The organism is Stenotrophomonas sp. JC08 (assembly GCF_052180205.1).
Taxonomy (GTDB): domain Bacteria; phylum Pseudomonadota; class Gammaproteobacteria; order Xanthomonadales; family Xanthomonadaceae; genus Stenotrophomonas.
Window position 1 is genome coordinate 2,850,611 of record NZ_CP197473.1, and the last position, 15,317, is coordinate 2,865,927.

The 15,317-nt window shown below is 69.1% G+C and carries 16 protein-coding genes; 5 read left to right on the forward strand and 11 right to left on the reverse strand.

Annotation, left to right across the window (positions count from 1 at the left end; translation table 11 throughout):
* Positions 1–78: 78 nt before the first annotated feature.
* Complete coding sequence (locus tag ACSBPQ_RS13060; protein ID WP_442682541.1) at positions 79–723, forward strand: DUF4124 domain-containing protein; 645 nt, start codon at positions 79–81, stop codon at positions 721–723.
* Complete coding sequence (locus ACSBPQ_RS13065) at positions 720–1,322, forward strand: DUF4124 domain-containing protein (protein WP_442682542.1); 603 nt, start codon at positions 720–722, stop codon at positions 1,320–1,322. Before ACSBPQ_RS13060 ends, ACSBPQ_RS13065 begins: the two co-directional genes overlap by 4 nt.
* Here ACSBPQ_RS13065 and ACSBPQ_RS13070 read toward each other — a convergent pair.
* Positions 1,310–2,086, reverse strand: coding sequence for an SDR family oxidoreductase (locus ACSBPQ_RS13070; protein ID WP_442682543.1), 777 nt, complete (start codon positions 2,084–2,086; stop codon positions 1,310–1,312). The genes ACSBPQ_RS13065 and ACSBPQ_RS13070 overlap by 13 nt on opposite strands.
* An 81-nt stretch (positions 2,087–2,167) precedes the next feature.
* On the opposite strand from ACSBPQ_RS13070, the gene ACSBPQ_RS13075 reads away from it, so the two are divergent.
* A complete protein-coding gene (locus ACSBPQ_RS13075; protein WP_442682544.1) occupies positions 2,168–2,407 on the forward strand; it encodes a hypothetical protein in 240 nt (79 codons plus the stop codon).
* Positions 2,408–2,491: 84 nt separating this feature from the next.
* Here ACSBPQ_RS13075 and sppA read toward each other — a convergent pair whose 3' ends face one another.
* The 4 genes from sppA to ACSBPQ_RS13095 all read right to left on the reverse strand — a co-directional run bounded on the left by sppA (position 2,492) and on the right by ACSBPQ_RS13095 (position 7,537).
* On the reverse strand, positions 2,492–4,399 hold the full coding sequence (gene sppA, locus ACSBPQ_RS13080) for a signal peptide peptidase SppA (protein WP_442682545.1): 1,908 nt from the start codon (positions 4,397–4,399) through the stop codon (positions 2,492–2,494).
* 69 nt (positions 4,400–4,468) lie between these two features.
* Entirely contained in the window at positions 4,469–5,833 is a 1,365-nt protein-coding gene (locus tag ACSBPQ_RS13085) for an MATE family efflux transporter (RefSeq protein ID WP_442682546.1), read from the reverse strand.
* A gap of 146 nt (positions 5,834–5,979) precedes the next feature.
* Complete coding sequence (locus tag ACSBPQ_RS13090; protein WP_442682547.1) at positions 5,980–6,549, reverse strand: DUF3106 domain-containing protein; 570 nt, start codon at positions 6,547–6,549, stop codon at positions 5,980–5,982.
* Positions 6,536–7,537 carry a hypothetical protein gene (locus tag ACSBPQ_RS13095; RefSeq protein WP_442682548.1) on the reverse strand — a complete coding sequence of 334 codons (1,002 nt, stop codon included), beginning with the start codon at positions 7,535–7,537 and terminating at the stop codon, positions 6,536–6,538. The genes ACSBPQ_RS13090 and ACSBPQ_RS13095 overlap by 14 nt, the downstream gene beginning before the upstream one ends.
* 410 nt (positions 7,538–7,947) lie before the next feature.
* Here ACSBPQ_RS13095 and ACSBPQ_RS13100 point away from each other — a divergent pair, with 410 nt between their 5' ends.
* Positions 7,948–10,143, forward strand: a complete 2,196-nt coding sequence (locus ACSBPQ_RS13100; RefSeq protein ID WP_442682549.1) for a primosomal protein N' — start codon at positions 7,948–7,950, stop codon at positions 10,141–10,143.
* Positions 10,144–10,274: 131 nt separating this feature from the next.
* Here the strand turns inward: ACSBPQ_RS13100 and ACSBPQ_RS13105 are convergent, their stop codons facing one another.
* From ACSBPQ_RS13105 to ACSBPQ_RS13130, 6 genes are all read right to left on the reverse strand, one after another.
* Positions 10,275–10,895 (reverse strand): glutathione S-transferase family protein, encoded by a 621-nt coding sequence (locus tag ACSBPQ_RS13105; protein WP_442682550.1) that lies wholly within the window; start codon positions 10,893–10,895, stop codon positions 10,275–10,277.
* A gap of 106 nt (positions 10,896–11,001) precedes the next feature.
* Positions 11,002–11,886 carry a regulatory signaling modulator protein AmpE gene (gene ampE, locus ACSBPQ_RS13110; RefSeq protein ID WP_442682551.1) on the reverse strand — a complete coding sequence of 295 codons (885 nt, stop codon included), beginning with the start codon at positions 11,884–11,886 and terminating at the stop codon, positions 11,002–11,004.
* A gap of 58 nt (positions 11,887–11,944) precedes the next feature.
* The gene (gene nudC / locus ACSBPQ_RS13115) at positions 11,945–12,853 is read right to left on the reverse strand and encodes an NAD(+) diphosphatase (protein ID WP_442682552.1); all 909 of its coding nucleotides are present in this window, start codon (positions 12,851–12,853) and stop codon (positions 11,945–11,947) included.
* Between the two features lie 59 nt (positions 12,854–12,912).
* Complete coding sequence (erpA, locus tag ACSBPQ_RS13120) at positions 12,913–13,299, reverse strand: iron-sulfur cluster insertion protein ErpA (RefSeq protein WP_442682553.1); 387 nt, start codon at positions 13,297–13,299, stop codon at positions 12,913–12,915.
* Between the two features lie 31 nt (positions 13,300–13,330).
* A complete protein-coding gene (locus ACSBPQ_RS13125) occupies positions 13,331–13,768 on the reverse strand; it encodes a bactofilin family protein (RefSeq protein WP_442682554.1) in 438 nt (145 codons plus the stop codon).
* 2 nt (positions 13,769–13,770) lie between these two features.
* Entirely contained in the window at positions 13,771–14,511 is a 741-nt protein-coding gene (locus tag ACSBPQ_RS13130) for a DUF6776 family protein (protein ID WP_442682555.1), read from the reverse strand.
* Positions 14,512–14,666: 155 nt separating this feature from the next.
* Between ACSBPQ_RS13130 and ACSBPQ_RS13135 the strand changes: the two genes are divergently transcribed.
* The gene (locus ACSBPQ_RS13135) at positions 14,667–15,314 is read left to right on the forward strand and encodes a DUF4126 domain-containing protein (RefSeq protein ID WP_442682556.1); all 648 of its coding nucleotides are present in this window, start codon (positions 14,667–14,669) and stop codon (positions 15,312–15,314) included.
* Positions 15,315–15,317 lie beyond the last annotated feature (3 nt).

The following is a 15,317-nucleotide window of genomic DNA, read 5'->3' on the forward strand; positions in this document are numbered from 1 at the left end:
GTGAGGCCATCTGCGCCCGCGCGCAACGTCAATCCGGCCCCGGTTCCGGCCAGGTAGTCCGCGTGGCACCATGGCGCCATGAGCGTCCGCCCCTTCCTGATCACCTGCCTGAGCCTGCTGCCCGTCGCGCTGTCGGCGACCGAGCCGCCGGCAACGGACAGCGTGCGCATCTACCGCTGCGTCGGGACCAACGGCGCGGTGGCGCTGCAGGATGCGCCCTGCGATGGCGCACGCCAGCAGCAGGTGCTGGACATGCAGCGCCCACAGGATCCACCGCCGCGACCGGCGGCGCCCGTCCAACAGCCACCGGCGGCGGTCATCGAGCGTGAAGTGCGGGTGGTCACCGTGCAGCCGCCACAGCCGATGTACGAATGCGTCACCGCCGAGGGCGAGCGCTATACCAGTGACAGCAACGAGGGCAATCCACGCTGGGTGCCGATCTGGGGCTTCGGCCGCAGGCCGCACGGCGGCCACGGCCCACGACCGCCAGCTCCGGGTCAGCACCCGCATCCTCCGGGAAGTGCGATCGTGCCGATCGGCTCCACGCTGGTGCGTGACAGCTGCCATGCGCTGCCGCAGCAGGAAGTCTGCGCACGCCTGAACGACCGCCGCTGGGAGCTGATCCGCCGCTACAACAGCGCACTGCAGAGCGAGCGCCAGCAGCTGGTACGCGAGCAACGCGGCATCGAAGCGCGGCTGGATCAGGATTGCGGCGGCGCATGAGGCGCTGGCTGCTGACGCTGTTGCTGCTGGCGCCCGGTCCCGAGATCGTGTTCTACCGCTGCACCGATGCCAGCGGCGCGCTCACCGTGCAGAACCTGCCCTGTCCCAAGGGCACGCAGCAGACCCGCAAGGTGATGCAGGCGCCCGCGACACCTCCACCGCCGCCCACTGCACCCCCAGCCGCGCTGCCGCACCTGTTGCCGGCACCCATGCCAGCGGCCGCCACGGATACGCCGCCGATACCGGTACTGCCGGCGAAGGAACCCGTCCCGCTGCCGCCGCTGTTCCAGTGCCGCACCCGTGAGGGCGAGAGCTATCTGGGCGAGACCGGCGAGCCGCCGTCACGCTGCATCGCCATGCGCGTCACCGGGCTGGACGGCAATCCCGGCACCGGGGCCGGTGAGGCCTGCGAGGTGGTACGCGATACCTGCAGCGAGGTGCCACCGGCCCTGCTGTGTGCGAGCTGGCGCCAGCGCGTGCAGGACGCCGAGTCGCAATGGCGCTTCGCTTCCCCGGCCCGTGCCGAAACCTTGCAGCTGGAATTCCAGCGCCTGCGGTCACAGCTGGATGCCAGCGACTGCGACGCTCAGAACCCGTAGCGCAGGAAGCCGCCGTCCACGGCGATGCATTCGCCGGTGATGTAGCTCGCCGCCGGCAGGCACAGGAAGCCGACCGCGGCGGCCACTTCCTCCGGCTCGCCGATACGGCGCATCGGCGTCCGCGCGATCACCTCATCGTAATAGTCCGGATCGGACAGCGGCCCGGAGGTACGCCGGGTGCGGATGTACCACGGCGCCACCGAATTCACGCGGATGCCGTCCTCGGCCCATTCGCAGGCCAGGTTGCGGGTCATCTGCTGCATCGCCGCCTTGGTCATGCCATAGACCACGCCGCTGCGCACATGGGTGATGCCCGAGACACTGCCGACATTGACGATCGCCGAGGAGGCATGCCGCGTGAGCAGCGGATAGGCATAGCGCGACAGCTCGAAGGCCGAGAACAGGTTGCTCTCGAAGATGCCGCGCCATTCGTCCTCGGAATAGTCGTTGGCCGGGCGGGTGATGTTGCCGCCGGCGTTGTTGATGAGCAGGTTCAGGCCGTCGCAATGGTCCTCGACCCAGTCGAGGATGGCGTGGCGGTCCTCGTCGTCGGACACATCGGCCGACAGGCCATGGATCTCGCGCTCGGGGAAGGCATCGGCCAGCTCGTCGCGCACGGTTTCCAGCGCATCGGCATCACGGCCGACGATCAGCAGATCGGCACCGAAGCCCAGCAGCTCCCGCGCAATCGCCAGCCCGATGCCGGCACTGGCGCCGGTGATCAGTGCGGTTTGCCCATCCAGTCGCCAGCGCTGCGGATTCACCCTGCTCTCCTTCGTGTGTTGCCCGGCAGGGCGTCATTGGGATGGCGTTAGGATAACCGCTGTTTCCGACGGAGCCCGCCCATGCGCCTGCATCTGCCGCTGTTGCTGCTGTCACTGGCCACGCTGCCGGGATGTGGCAAACCCGAATTGCCCGATAGCGAACGTCCCCCCGAGCCGCAGGCCACCGCACTGCGTGACGCCATTGCCCAGCCGCTGGAGCAGGCCAAAGCCGCGCAAACCGCAGTGGATGAGGCGGCCAGGGCACAACGGGCGGCAATCGATGCGGCCGCGGAAACCTCCGCCACACCGGCACCGGAATAACGGCGGCGCGCCCCCCGCCGGCCTGCCCCGCAGAGACGACAACGCCGCCCGGAGGCGGCGCTGTCGGTCAGCGGATTGTCCGGCTCAGAAACCGCAGAAGCAGTAGGCCAGCGATTTCACCGGCGCACCGTTGCGATCCTTCATCGCATCCTCGACAAAGCGCAGCTGGGTATCCAGCTCCGGCATCTGACGCGCCAGCAGCATCCGCGCGATGCCCGAATCGGCCAGCATCCACGCCCCGGCACGGCTGCCGGCAAAGCCGCTCATGAACTGTGCGAACGGGGTGGCGGCCTTCTCGATATAGCGCACGCGGAACTTGCCGGCCTCGCCCAGCTTGGCGCGCCCGGCGGCATCGGCCACCGCGGCCTTGAGCCCGCCGAATTCATCGACCAGCCCGCGCTCCTTGGCCTGTGCCCCGCTCCACACGCGGCCCTGCGCGACCGCGTCGACCGCCTCCACGCTCTGGTTGCGCGCCTGCGCGACCTTGCCGGTGAAGTCGGCGTAACCCTTGTTGATCACCGACTGGATCACCTGGCCCACCGCCGGGTCCATCGGCCGGGTGACATCGAACGCGCCGGCGAAACGGGTGGTACCGACGCCATCGGTATGCACGCCGATCTTGTCCAGGCTGCGGGTGAAGTTGGGAATCATGCCGAAGATGCCGATCGAGCCGGTGATGGTGGATTCATCGGCGTAGATACGGTCGGCGTTCATGCTGATCCAGTAACCGCCGGAGGCGGCCAGATCGCCCATCGACACCACCACCGGCTTGCCGGCGGCCTTCAGCGCGTCCACTTCGCGGCGGATCTGCTCGGAGGCGAACACTTCGCCGCCGGGCGAATCCACGCGCAGCACTACCGCCTTCACATCGTCATCGTCGCGCGCGGCACGCAGCAGCGCCGAGGTCGACTCGCCACCGATGCGGCCGGCCGGCAGGTCGCCCCCGGCGATCTCGCCTTCGGCCACCACCACCGCCACCTGCGGGCGCTTGTCGATCGGCGAGCGCTGCGCATCCAGCTGCAGCAGGTAATCGCCCAGTGCGATCTGGCGGTAGCCGCCATCGGCATCGCCGTCGGCGACGCCACGCTCGGCCAGCAGCGCGTCCATTTCCTCACGCGTCTTCAGGCCATCGACCAGCTTCTGCTGCAGCGCGAAGCGGGCCAGGTCGCCCTCGGCGGCGGCAATGCCCTCGGGCAGGGTGTCGATGCCCGCGGCCAGCTGCGCGGCATCGAGCTTGCGCGCAGCGGCGATGTCGGCCAGATAGCGCTGCCACACATCGTTCATCCAGAACAGGTCCGCTTCCTTGGCCTCGGCCGAGGCGGCGTCGAGCACATACGGCTCGGCGGCGGACTTGTACTGGCCGACCTTGAACAGGTGCACGTCCACGCCCAGCTTTTCCTGCAGGCCGGTACGGAAGTACTGGCGATAGCGGCCCAGCCCTTCCAGCAGCAGCCCGCCCATCGGGTCCAGGTAGACCTCGTCGGCCTGCGCCGCCAGCAGATACTGCGACTGGCCCATGCTCTGGCTGAAGGCCAGCACCTGCTTGCCCCCCGCACGCAGCTCCTGCAGCGCACCGGCCACCTCACGCAGCGAGGCGAAACCGGACGGCTGCAGCCGGTCCAGGTCCAGCAGCACGCGCTCGATCTTCTTGTCGTCGCGGGCCGCCTCGATCGCACGGATCAGGTCGCGCAGCTGGATTTCCCCGGCATTGCGCTCACCCAGTGCCTTGGCCAGCGCGCGGCTGACCGGGTCGGTGCTGTACTGCTCCACCAGCCGGCCTTCGGGCGCGATCACCAGCGTGGTGCGCTCATGCAGCACCCTGGTGGAGGAGGCGCCCATGCCCAGCGCCGCCACGAACGCCATCAACAGCAGCAGCAACAGGCCGAAGAACAGCAGGTTGAGGATCAGCCGGCGGGTGAAATTCATCACGTCCCACAAGCCGATGAAGAAGCTGGCGATGGGATTGCGACGCGGGAGAGGCGGGGGATTCATGGACGCTCCGACAGGGGCTTGTTGCGGTGCAGGATACACAGGACCGGCAGCGCCGGCATGGGCTGCAAGTCAGGGGGCCAGCTGGTGCAGCAGGCGCCGGTTGTTGACCCGCAGGCGCCAGCCCAGCAGCACCGCGGCCACGCTCAGGCCCATGATCAGGCCGACCCACATGCCCTGTGGTCCCCAGCCCAGCCCCAGGCCGAGACCGGCGCCCATCGGCATGCCGACGCCCCAGTAGGCGAACATCGCGATGAACATCGGCACGCGGGTGTCCTTCATGCCGCGCAGCGCACCGGCCGAGAGCACTTGGACGCCGTCGGGCAGCTGGAACATCGCCGCATACAGCAGCAGCGTCGAGGCCAGCGCCGCCACCGCCAGATCGTTGGTGTACAGGCCCACCACCGCGTTGTGGCCGAGCAGCAGCACGCTGATCGACAGCAGCTGCGTGACCAGCACGATGGCATAGCCGGCCCAGGTGGCGCGGCGCACGCCCGGCGCATCGTTGCTGCCGACCGCGTGGCCGACCCGCACGGTGGTGGCCTCGGCCACGCCCATCGGGATCATGAAACACAGCTGCGCGACGTTGATCGCGATCTGGTGCGCACTGGCCTCGATCGCACCGAGACGGCCGATCAGCAGTGCGGTGATGATGAACAGCCCGCCCTCCATCAGCACAGTGATGCCGATCGGCAGGCCGGTACGCAGCAGATCCCGGATCGCGCTCCAGCGCGGCAGCTCGAAGCGCTCGAACAACTGCAGATGGGCGAAGCGCCGGGTGGTCCACAGATAGGTGGCAAACGCCAGCGCCTGCACCCACATGGTCACCGACGAAGCGATACCCAGACCTTGCGCCCCCAGTTCCGGGAAGCCGGCCTTGCCGTTGCACATCGCATAACCCAGCGGCCCCAGTACCAGCAGACCACCGAAGCCGATCAGCATCGTCGGCAGGGTCCAGTGCATGCCCTCGGTCAGGTAGCGCATGCAGAAATACAGGGTCAGCGCCGGTACGCCCCAGCGGATGCCATGCAGGAAGCCGGTGGCGCCGGGCACGATCTCCGCGGCGATGCCGAAGGTGGGCAAAAACGCCGGCACCACGCTCAGGAACAGGAACATCAACAGGCTCAGGCCCGCCCCCAGCCACAGCGCCTGGCGGAACAGCGGGCCGATCTCGCGATCACGCCCGGCGCCGTGCAATTGCGATACCGAGGCGGTCAACGAGATCAGCGTGCCGATCGGCACCAGCATCGGCAGCCACAGCAGCGCGGTGCCGATGCTGACCGCGGCGAAGGTGTCGGTGCCGTGGTGACCGGCGATGGTGTTGTCGACGAAGGCGATCAGGCCGGTGGAGATGTGGCCCAGTACAAGCGGCAGCGCGAGCAGGCCGGTGGCGCGCACTTCCTGGCGGAAACGCGGCGTGGCGGTAACGGTGGACATACGGATGGGGGCAGGTGGACTGCGGACGGCGCGGAAAGCGCGCAGATGCCGGGTCACGCAAGCCGCACAGTGTAAAGGCAGCGGCCGGCGAAAAGGAGCGGCGGCGCCCGTTCAGCCACCTGCCGGGGAACCGCCGCGCGGGGCCGTCAGCGGCCTTCGACCTTCTGCCGCAGCCATTGCGCCCGCGCCGGCGCGTCCAGTGCCAGTAATTGCGTGCGCAATTCAGCCTGCTCCTGCGGCGGCGTGCGCTGGACGATCAGGCCCAGCTGCGCCAGCTGGTCGGCATCGAGCTGGTGCAGCAGTGCCAGCAATGGCGTCCGCTGTTCGGCCGGCACGTAACCCAGCAGGGGGTGCAGCTTCGGATACAGCGCGCCGAGCTGCGGACCCAGCCGCCAGCCATCCCGGAACAGGCGGTCCTGCTGCTGGAAACGGCGATACAGCGCGTCGCGCTCGCCTGGTGGCAGGGTGGCCACCCGCGCCGCAGCCTGGCGGACACTCTGGCGCTCGGTCTCCGGCAATGCCTGCCACGCGGCATAGCGGGCGCGCAGATCGTGCTGCCGGGCCAGACCCATCGCCGCCCAGTCGGCCGCCGGATCGCCTGCGTCCGGCAAAGCGGGCAGCAACGGTGCGGGCACGGCCGCCGCCGGCAGCGCCTGCACGATCAGCGCCAACACCAGCAGCAACCGCCACGGCCGCGAACGCTCACTCCTCGGCATCGACGGTTTCCAGACCGCGGGTGGCCGGTTCCGGCCGGCTTGGCTGCAACTGGGATTCGTCCACCGGCAGCGGTCCACCGGCGGCGATCCACGCATGGAAATCGGCATCCCGCGCCACCGCCAGCTCCGGATCTGCCAGCATCGCCGCGTCGGCCGCCGTATCGGCCGCGGCTGTGGCGGTGGCCGGGGTGCTGTCATCGCTCAACGGCTCGACCTGCACCGGCCCGCTGTCGACCAGCACCCCCTCGCGCGGGGCAATACCGGCGACACCGGCGTGCTCGCCACGCCACCACCACAGCGCCACCACGACCAGCAGCAACAACGGCAGCATCAGCAACAGCCAGGTGTGCCAGCGCCAGCGCCTGGCCGCCTTGCGCGCGGCGGCCGAGCGCGGCCTTGCCGCCGGCAGATCGGTGGCGCTGGCGGGCTTGCCCGCAGAAGGCCCCCGGCTGACCGATTCACGCAGCGCTTCCAGTTGCTGGACCCGCGCCGGGCTCAGGTCGCGCACCTGCGCCTGCACCGCCTCGGCCAGCGCGCGCCAAGCGACGGCATCGGGTTGGCCCTGCGCATCGAGCGGACAGGCCCCCGCCAGCGCACCGCGGTAGGCATCGGCCTCGACCCCGAGCACGGCGGCCGCCACCGCCTCATCCAGACCGGCACCGATCCGCAACAGCAGCGCCAGGCGCTCGCCGGCAGCCCGTTGTCCAAGGTGCCCGAGTGCCGGTGGCCACTGTCCAGCCACTGCCGGCGCCAGCAACTGCGGGGTACTGCACAGCAGGCCCCAGAAGCGGGCCGGCCAGTCGACCATCGGCAGATCGGCAGCATGGCTGGCGAAGGCGCGCATCGCCACGGCCACCGCACGCGCGGCCACGTCATCGTCACCGGACTGCAGTTGCGCGACCACCAGCGCACGGCGCTCGACCCCGCGCAGGAATGCGGACAGCGCATTGGCCGCAGCCGGAAAAGGGGGGGCGGGGGCAGCCATCATGTGAACTCCATCATCGGCGACATGATACCCAGCGCCCTTCACCCGCGCGGCTCTTCACGCCGTTTTTACGCGCTCCCGGAGGCCCTTTGCGCAACTTGTGCACAGCGTCAATACGCTTTGAAAGTCAACGCTCATGGTCGGTGCCACGGCGATGCTTCATTTTTGTTTCACGACCAAGACATTGATTTTAAAAGAATATTTGGCGTGGCTATTTTTTGACCAAGTAAAGGGGAAGGCTTGCGCCACTGTCCTGAGCGCGTGGAGCACCCACGTCACCCACAGACTTATCCACAAAATTTGTGGATAAGCCGAAATCCCCAAGTACGGCGTGTGTTTACACGCCATTTATGAAAATCACGACAGCCATTTCACGTAAGTGAAGCCGCGCATGCAGCAGCTAGACTGGTGCCATGTCCGCCTGCCCTACCCTGCGCGTCGCCCTGCCGGTGCCGCTGCCGCAACTGTTCGACTACCTGCCGCCGGACGGCGCTGCGCCACCGGTTCCGGGCGACGTGGGGCGGCGGCTGCGGGTGCCGTTCGGCTCGCGCGAGCTGGTCGGGGTGGTTGAAGGCATCGGCCAGAGTGACGACCCGGCCACGCTGCGGCCGGCACTGGAATGGCTGGACCCGGCGCCGCTGCTGGCCGGCGAGCTGGCCGCCTCGCTGCGCTGGCTGGCGCGCTACACCCACGCCCCGCTCGGCGAGGTAGTCGCCACCGCGCTGCCGGCCCCGCTGCGCCGCGGCGAGCCGCTGGCCGATACCCACGGCTGGGCCTGGCAGCTGACCGCCGCCGGCCATGCCGGCCTGGAAAAACTGCGCCGCAACACCCGGCCGCAACGGCTGGCCGCCTTGCTGCAAGCCGGAGCGATCGACGAAGACCGGCTCGACGGGCAGCTGGAGGACTGGCGCAGCGCGGCGCGGGCGCTGGCCAAGCGCGGCTTCGCCGAGCGGATCGAAGTGCCGGCACTGATCCCGCAGGCCGACACCCGGCCCGGCCCGGTGCCCAATGCCCAGCAGCACGAGGCGATCGAGGCGATCACCGCCGCCGACGGCTTCCAGCCGTTCCTGCTCGATGGCGTCACCGGCAGCGGCAAGACCGAGGTCTACCTGCAGGCGATCGCCGCCTGCCTGGCCCGCGGCAAGCAGGCGCTGGTGCTGGTGCCGGAAATCGGCCTGACCCCGCAGACCCTGCAACGCTTCCGCAGCCGGCTGGGGATCGCCGTGCACGCGTTGCATTCGGGGCTGAACGACAACGAGCGCGCGCGGGTCTGGGCGGCGGCCAGCCGCGGCGAAGCGCGGGTGATCGTCGGCACCCGCTCGGCGGTGTTCACCCCGCTGCCGCAGGCCGGGCTGATCGTAATCGACGAGGAGCACGACGGCAGCTACAAGCAGCAGGACGGCATCCGCTACCACGCCCGCGATTTCGCGCTGGTGCGCGGCAAGGCGCTGGACGTTCCCGTCGTGCTGGGCAGCGCCACGCCGTCGCTGGAGTCGCTGCACAACGCGCGCAGCGGCCGCTACACCCACCTGCGCCTGCAGCAGCGCGCCGGTGATGCCAGGCCGCCGGGCGTGCGCGTGTTCGACGTGCGCAAGCGCCCGCTGCAGGACGGACTTGCGCCGGAGGTGATCGCCGGCATCGGCCAGCACCTGCAGGCCGACAACCAGGTGCTGGTATTCAAGAACCGCCGCGGCTACGCGCCGGTACTGCTGTGCCACGACTGCGGCTGGACCGCGCCGTGCAAGCGCTGCAGCACGCCACTGCACAGCACGCCGATGACCGTGCATGGGGCCGGGCGTCGCCTGCAATGCCACCACTGCGGCGCCCGCGCGCCGGTACCGCTGGCCTGTCCGGACTGCGCCAGCCTGGCGCTGCAACCGCAAGGCATCGGCACCGAGCGGCTGGAGGAACGGCTGCTGCAGCTGTTTCCCGAGCACCCGGTGCTGCGCATCGACCGCAGCACCACCGCGCGCCGCGATGCGCTGGAACAGACCCTGGCTACGCTCGGCGATGCACCCGGGATCCTGGTCGGCACGCAGATCCTGGCCAAGGGCCACGACCTGCCCAAGCTGACCCTGGTGGTGGTGGTGGGCATCGACGAAGGCCTGTTCTCGTCCGACTTCCGCGCCAGCGAGAAGCTGGCCCAGCAGCTGATCCAGGTGGCCGGCCGCGCCGGCCGTGCCGAACGGCCCGGCGAGGTCTGGCTGCAGACCCACCATCCGGACAATGCGCTGCTGCATACGCTGATCAACGGCGGTTACCACGCCTTCGCCGACGCCGAACTGGGCCAGCGCGAGGCCGCCGGCTTTCCGCCGTTCGCGCATCTGGCACTGCTGCGCGCCGAGGCCAAGCAGGTGGAACAGGCCAATGAATTCCTCACCACGGTGAGAGACCTGATTGCAGCCGACAGCGCGGTCGAGCGCTACGGGCCGATGCCGGCGCCGATGCCGCGCCGCGCCGGGTTCCAGCGCACCCAGCTGCTGCTGTCAGCCGGGCAACGGCGACCGTTGCACGGCCTGCTCGATGCGTTGATGGCACAGGTGTACGCGCTGCCGCAGGCGCGCCGGGTGCGCTGGTCGCTGGATGTGGACCCGCTGGACCTGTACTGAGTTCGGCCCGCCGGTGCTCCGGGCAGCGACGGCCGGTCGCCTGCTGTAGCCGGGCCTGCTGCCTCCGGCCACCGCGCAGGAACCCGTGCGGCTGCTTTTCCTGCGCCATCAACTGGCGCACCGGACAACACTCAGGTCAGCGGCGTCATCACCCCCTTGCGGTAGGCAGGGCGCTGCTGCAGCCGCGCATACCAGTCGGCCAGATGGGGCAGCTCCGGGCGCTGGATCGGCATCTCGAACCAGGCATAGGCGAAGGCGCCGAGCGGGATATCACCCATGGCGAATTGCTCCCCTGACAACCACGGCTGCTGCGCCAGCGCCGTATCGGCCACCGCCAGCAGGTCACTACAGCGCACCAGCGCGGCAGCGATACGCGCCTCGTCACGATCGGCCGGCGCGGTACGCACCACGCCCCAGAACAGGTCGCGGAACGCGACCGCGAAGCTCGCGCTGGTCCAGTCCATCCACTGCTCGCTGCGCGCGCGTTCGGCCACGTCTACCGGGTACAGCGTGCCCAGCGCATAGCGCGCGGCCAGATACCGCACGATGGCATTGGATTCCCACAGCGGCAGGCCGTGGTCCTCGATCACCGGCACCAGCCCATTGGGATTGAGCGCGCGGTATTCGGCACTCTGCGTACCGCCAAACGTACCCCCCACCTCGATCGATTCGTATGGCAGGCCGATCTCCTCGGCGCACCACAGCACCTTGCGCACGTTGCTGGAATTGCGCCGGCCCCAGATCTTCAACATCCGCGTGCTCCACTGGCCATCTTCGACAGCAAGGGAGCCTACCTGCCGGCCACTGGCGGCAGTGCGAAGAACCTTTTTGGCCGGCCGGAAAGCGCGGGTACCGCCCTCACCCCACCCAGCCGGTGATGATCAGCAGCGCCAGCACCACCAGCCACAGCAGCAGCATGCGCCAGATCAGGCTCATCGCATCGCGCAGTTCGGGAAAACGCTCGTCCGGCGGCAGCAGTCCCTCCAGACTCACCCGCTCGGCCTCCTCCACCAGCTCGGCGCCCACGCTTGCACGTGCCGCCTCGGCGAGAAAACCACTGGACAGCGACGCGCGGTTGCCACCGGCCCGGCGCCAGGCCGAGAGCACCGTATCGAAATTTCCCGCCAGCGCCATTGCCAAGGTCATCAGCTGCGCGACCGGCCATTCCAGCAGTTTCAACGCGATATCACCGCCGTCACGCGCCGCGCCCGCCAGCACCTCGCGCGTGGCACCCTGCGTGGCCTGCGCCAGCAGCCGGTACAGCACCGCGCCGAGCGGCCCCAGCAGCAGGAACCAGAACAGTGGCGCGAACCAGCGCCGCAGGGCGTTGATGGCGACGGCATCCACCAGCGAGGGCACCTCTTCCGCCAGGCTGCCGCCAGCACGCTGCAGGTGGGCTGCTGCCGCCGTGGCGGCCATCGGGTCATCGGCATCGATCACCGCTTCCACGTCACGATCCAGATCCCGCGGCCCCCAGCACACCACCAGGATGGCGATACCGAAACACAGCGCCGGCAGGCCGAACAGGCGGCCGGACAACATCCATTGCAGCAGCGCCACCAGCAGCACGCACGGCAGCAAGGCCAGCCACAGCCCATGACGGCTGTCCTCGCCACCGCTTCTTGCCTGCACCCATGCCAGCCAGCGCTCGAACCAGCGCCAGTCACGCACGCCGGCCACCAGTGATGGAGCCAGATGCCCCAGCACCAGTGCCGCGATCACCGCCAACAATGTCGTGAACATGTGCGTCCTCCCGTCACACCCGCGGGCATCATCCCACCCCCTGTAAAGCTGCTGGAACTCAACCGCGCTGGCGCCGCAGCCAGTCGATGATCAGACTGCGCGCGATCGATATCCGCGGCGGCATCAGGATGCCCTCGCCATCATCCTCGTGTTCACGCCGCAACGCCGCCTCCACGTCCCCGGCGCTGAACCAGCGCGCGTCTTCCAGCTCGCCATCCACCACCGGCACGTCATCCTCGGCGGTGGCGCAAAAGCCCACCATCAGCGCACCGGGGAACGGCCACGGCTGGGTGCCCAGGTAATGCGCCTGCCGCACCCGTACCCGGCTTTCTTCAAACACCTCGCGTGCCACGGTCTGCTCGAAGGTCTCGCCCGGCTCGACGAAGCCGGCCAGCACCGAATAACGCCGCGGCGCCCAGTTGGGTTGGCGGCCCAGCAGCAGCCGTCCGCGGTTCTCGACGGCGACGATGACCGCCGGATCGACCCGCGGGTAATGTTCGGTGGCGCATTGCCCGCACTGCCCGAGGAAGCCGCCCCGGCGGAACGCCACCGCACCACCGCAGACACCGCAGTAGCGGTTGCGCGAATGCCAGTACGACATGCCGCGCGCATAGCAGAACAGCGCCGCATCGGCCGCCGGCCAGCTCAGCGCCGCCTGGCGCAGATCCACCCGTTGCGGCGCCCGCACCGTCAGTGCGCTGGCCTCGATGACGAACACCGCCTGTCCCGCATCCAGGCCAAGGAAGATCGCCGTGCCCGGGCCACCACCCAGTTCACCACCGGTCAGCGTGAACGGCTGTCCCGCCCCGTCGGCGAACGCGGTTCCATCGGCATCCAGCACCAGCACGCGCGCCTGCGGCCAGTGCGCGGCCAGCGCAGCGGGGTCATCGCGCAGCGCATCGGCACGGTCCAGCGGCGCCGTGGCGAAGGCATAACCGGAAAAATCAGCAGTCGGGTGGATGGACATCGGCCAGAGCCTGCCGGCAAAGCGCCACTATCGCAAGCGGCACCTGCAACCCTGGAAAATCAGACGGTGAAGCTGCTGCCGCAACCGCAGGTGGTGCGCGCGTTGGGATTGCGGATCACGAACTGCGCGCCGGTCAGGCTTTCGCTGTAATCCACTTCCGCGCCCATCAGGTACTGCAGGCTCAGCGGGTCGACCAGCAGGGTGACATCTTCGGTCACCACCGCCAGATCATCCTCGGCCCGGTTCTCGTCGAATTCGAAGCCGTACTGGAAGCCGGAGCAGCCCCCGCCCTGGATGTAGACCCGCAGCGCGAGTGCGGCGTTGCCCTCGTCCTGGATCAGCTCGCGCACCTTCGCCGCCGCTGCGACGGTGAAGTTCAGCGGACGGTCCAGGGACTGGTAATCAGGTGCCGGCTGCGCACCGGGCAGGGAAACAAGCGTGCTCATGCCCACAGCATGGGGACGGGGGGCGGTCGATTCAAGCCTCGGCGGCTTCAGCTTTGCGGGTTTTCGCGGCCTTGCCGGCTTCCGGTGCCGGCAGCGCGGCCACGGCCGGCGGGGTGTGCAGGAGCCGGCCGTTCAACTGCGCACCGGCGCTCATCTCCACCACCTGGTAGTGGACATCGCCGGTCACGCGCGCGCTGGCGGTCAGCTCGATGCGTTCACTGGCGTGCGCGTCGCCATCCAGCCGGCCACTGAGCACCACCACCGAGGCGCGGATCTCGCCTTCGATATGGCCCTGTTCGGCCAGCGTCAGCACCGCGTTGCTGCCTTCCTCGGCAACCACCTTGCCCACGATGCGACCTTCCACATACAGCCCGCCACTGAACACCACATCACCACGGATCACCACCTGCGGCCCGATCAGGGCGTCCACCACCAGGTGGCTGTCACGGTTGGATTTGTTGCCGAACATGCTTACTCCCCTCTGCCGCTACCGGCGAGTTTCCAATCAAAAGTCTGCGTCGCGCCGCCCCCCGGCCCGGACAGGGAGACTCGCACACGTTGCGGGGTGAAATCCCGGGGCAGCATCACGCTCCCGTCCAGTTGCTGGAAATAGCGGAACGAATACTCCTGCCCCGGCACGCCCTTGCGCTGGTGCAGCTCGTCCCAGCCGAGCGTGGTCAGCTTGCCGTCCTTCACCCCTTCCACGGTAAAGCGCATCTGCCCCTGGCTGATCGCGCCGCGATTCAGGTTCTGGGTCAGCACCACGCTGTAATGCCAGCTGCCGGCGGCCTCGGGCGAGAACTCCGCCGAGTGCGCATTCAGGCCCTTGCGCTGGCTGGTGGCTCCCACCAGCCGTTCGTAGAAGGCCACATCCGCGCGCAGCCCCGCGATCTCCTCGTCGCGCTCGGACAGCGAGGCCTGCACTTCGGCATTGGCCGCGCGGCTGATCCTGTCGGAGGCCTCCAGCGTGGCCTGGCGCTGGCGCAACTCTTCGACCTGCGCGCGCTGCTGCTCCAGCTGCTGGTTGCTCTGGCGCAGGCGTTCACGCAGGCCACCGGCCTCGGGCGAGGCGTAGCGGGCCGCCAGCCAGCCGACCAGCAGCAATGACAGCCCCCAGGCCACGGCGAGCACCGCCAGCTGCACCCGGCGCTGGCGCGGATGCTGTGGCGTGCGCGGTGTGATCTGGAAGCGCGAGGTGGGTCGGTTGTTCATGGCAGTACCCGGCACCTGTCCCACGGGAAGATGCGCGTGCTCCGTTTGAAACGACGCGGCAGTGTAAACGACCGTCGCCCGCGCCGTTCTGGCAATCACCGCGGGCATGCCCGATAGTTGCGATCCTGCTCACAGTTCCCCCGGAACCGACGACCGTGACCGACGCCCATATATTCGTCATCGGCATCCTGCTGGCATGGTTGGCCGGCATCCGTGTCTACCTGACCGTGTTCGGTGTCGGCCTGGCCGGGCTGCTGGGCTGGGTGGACCTGCCCCCGGCCCTGCAGGCCACCGAGTCCTGGTGGGTGCTGGGAACGTCCGGCGCGCTGGCCATCGTCGAGTTTTTCGCCGACAAGATCCCCGGCGTGGACTCCATCTGGGATCTGTTGCAGACCCTGGCGCGGGTTCCGGCCGGTGCCTTCCTGGCCGCCGCCACATTGTCACCCGACGGCGAGCTGAGCACCGGTCTGCTCGCCGCCGGCGCCGGTGTCGCATTGGCCAGCCACGGCCTGAAAAGCGGCACCCGCGCCCTGCTCAACACCTCGCCGGAGCCGGCCAGCAACTGGGTCGCCTCCACCGCCGAGGACGGCGTGGTCATTGGCGGACTGGCATTGGCGATGGCCAATCCGTTGCTGGCGCTGGTTTTCGTGATCGGCGCCAGCCTGATCGGCGCGCTGCTGGTATGGCTGGTGTGGCGCATGCTCTGGCGCGGATTGCGCCGCCTGTTCGCCGCCCCATCCCCCTCATCCGGCCCTGTGCCGCCACCGGCAGCCGGCGACCATTCGCTGCTGCCGCCACCTTGACCG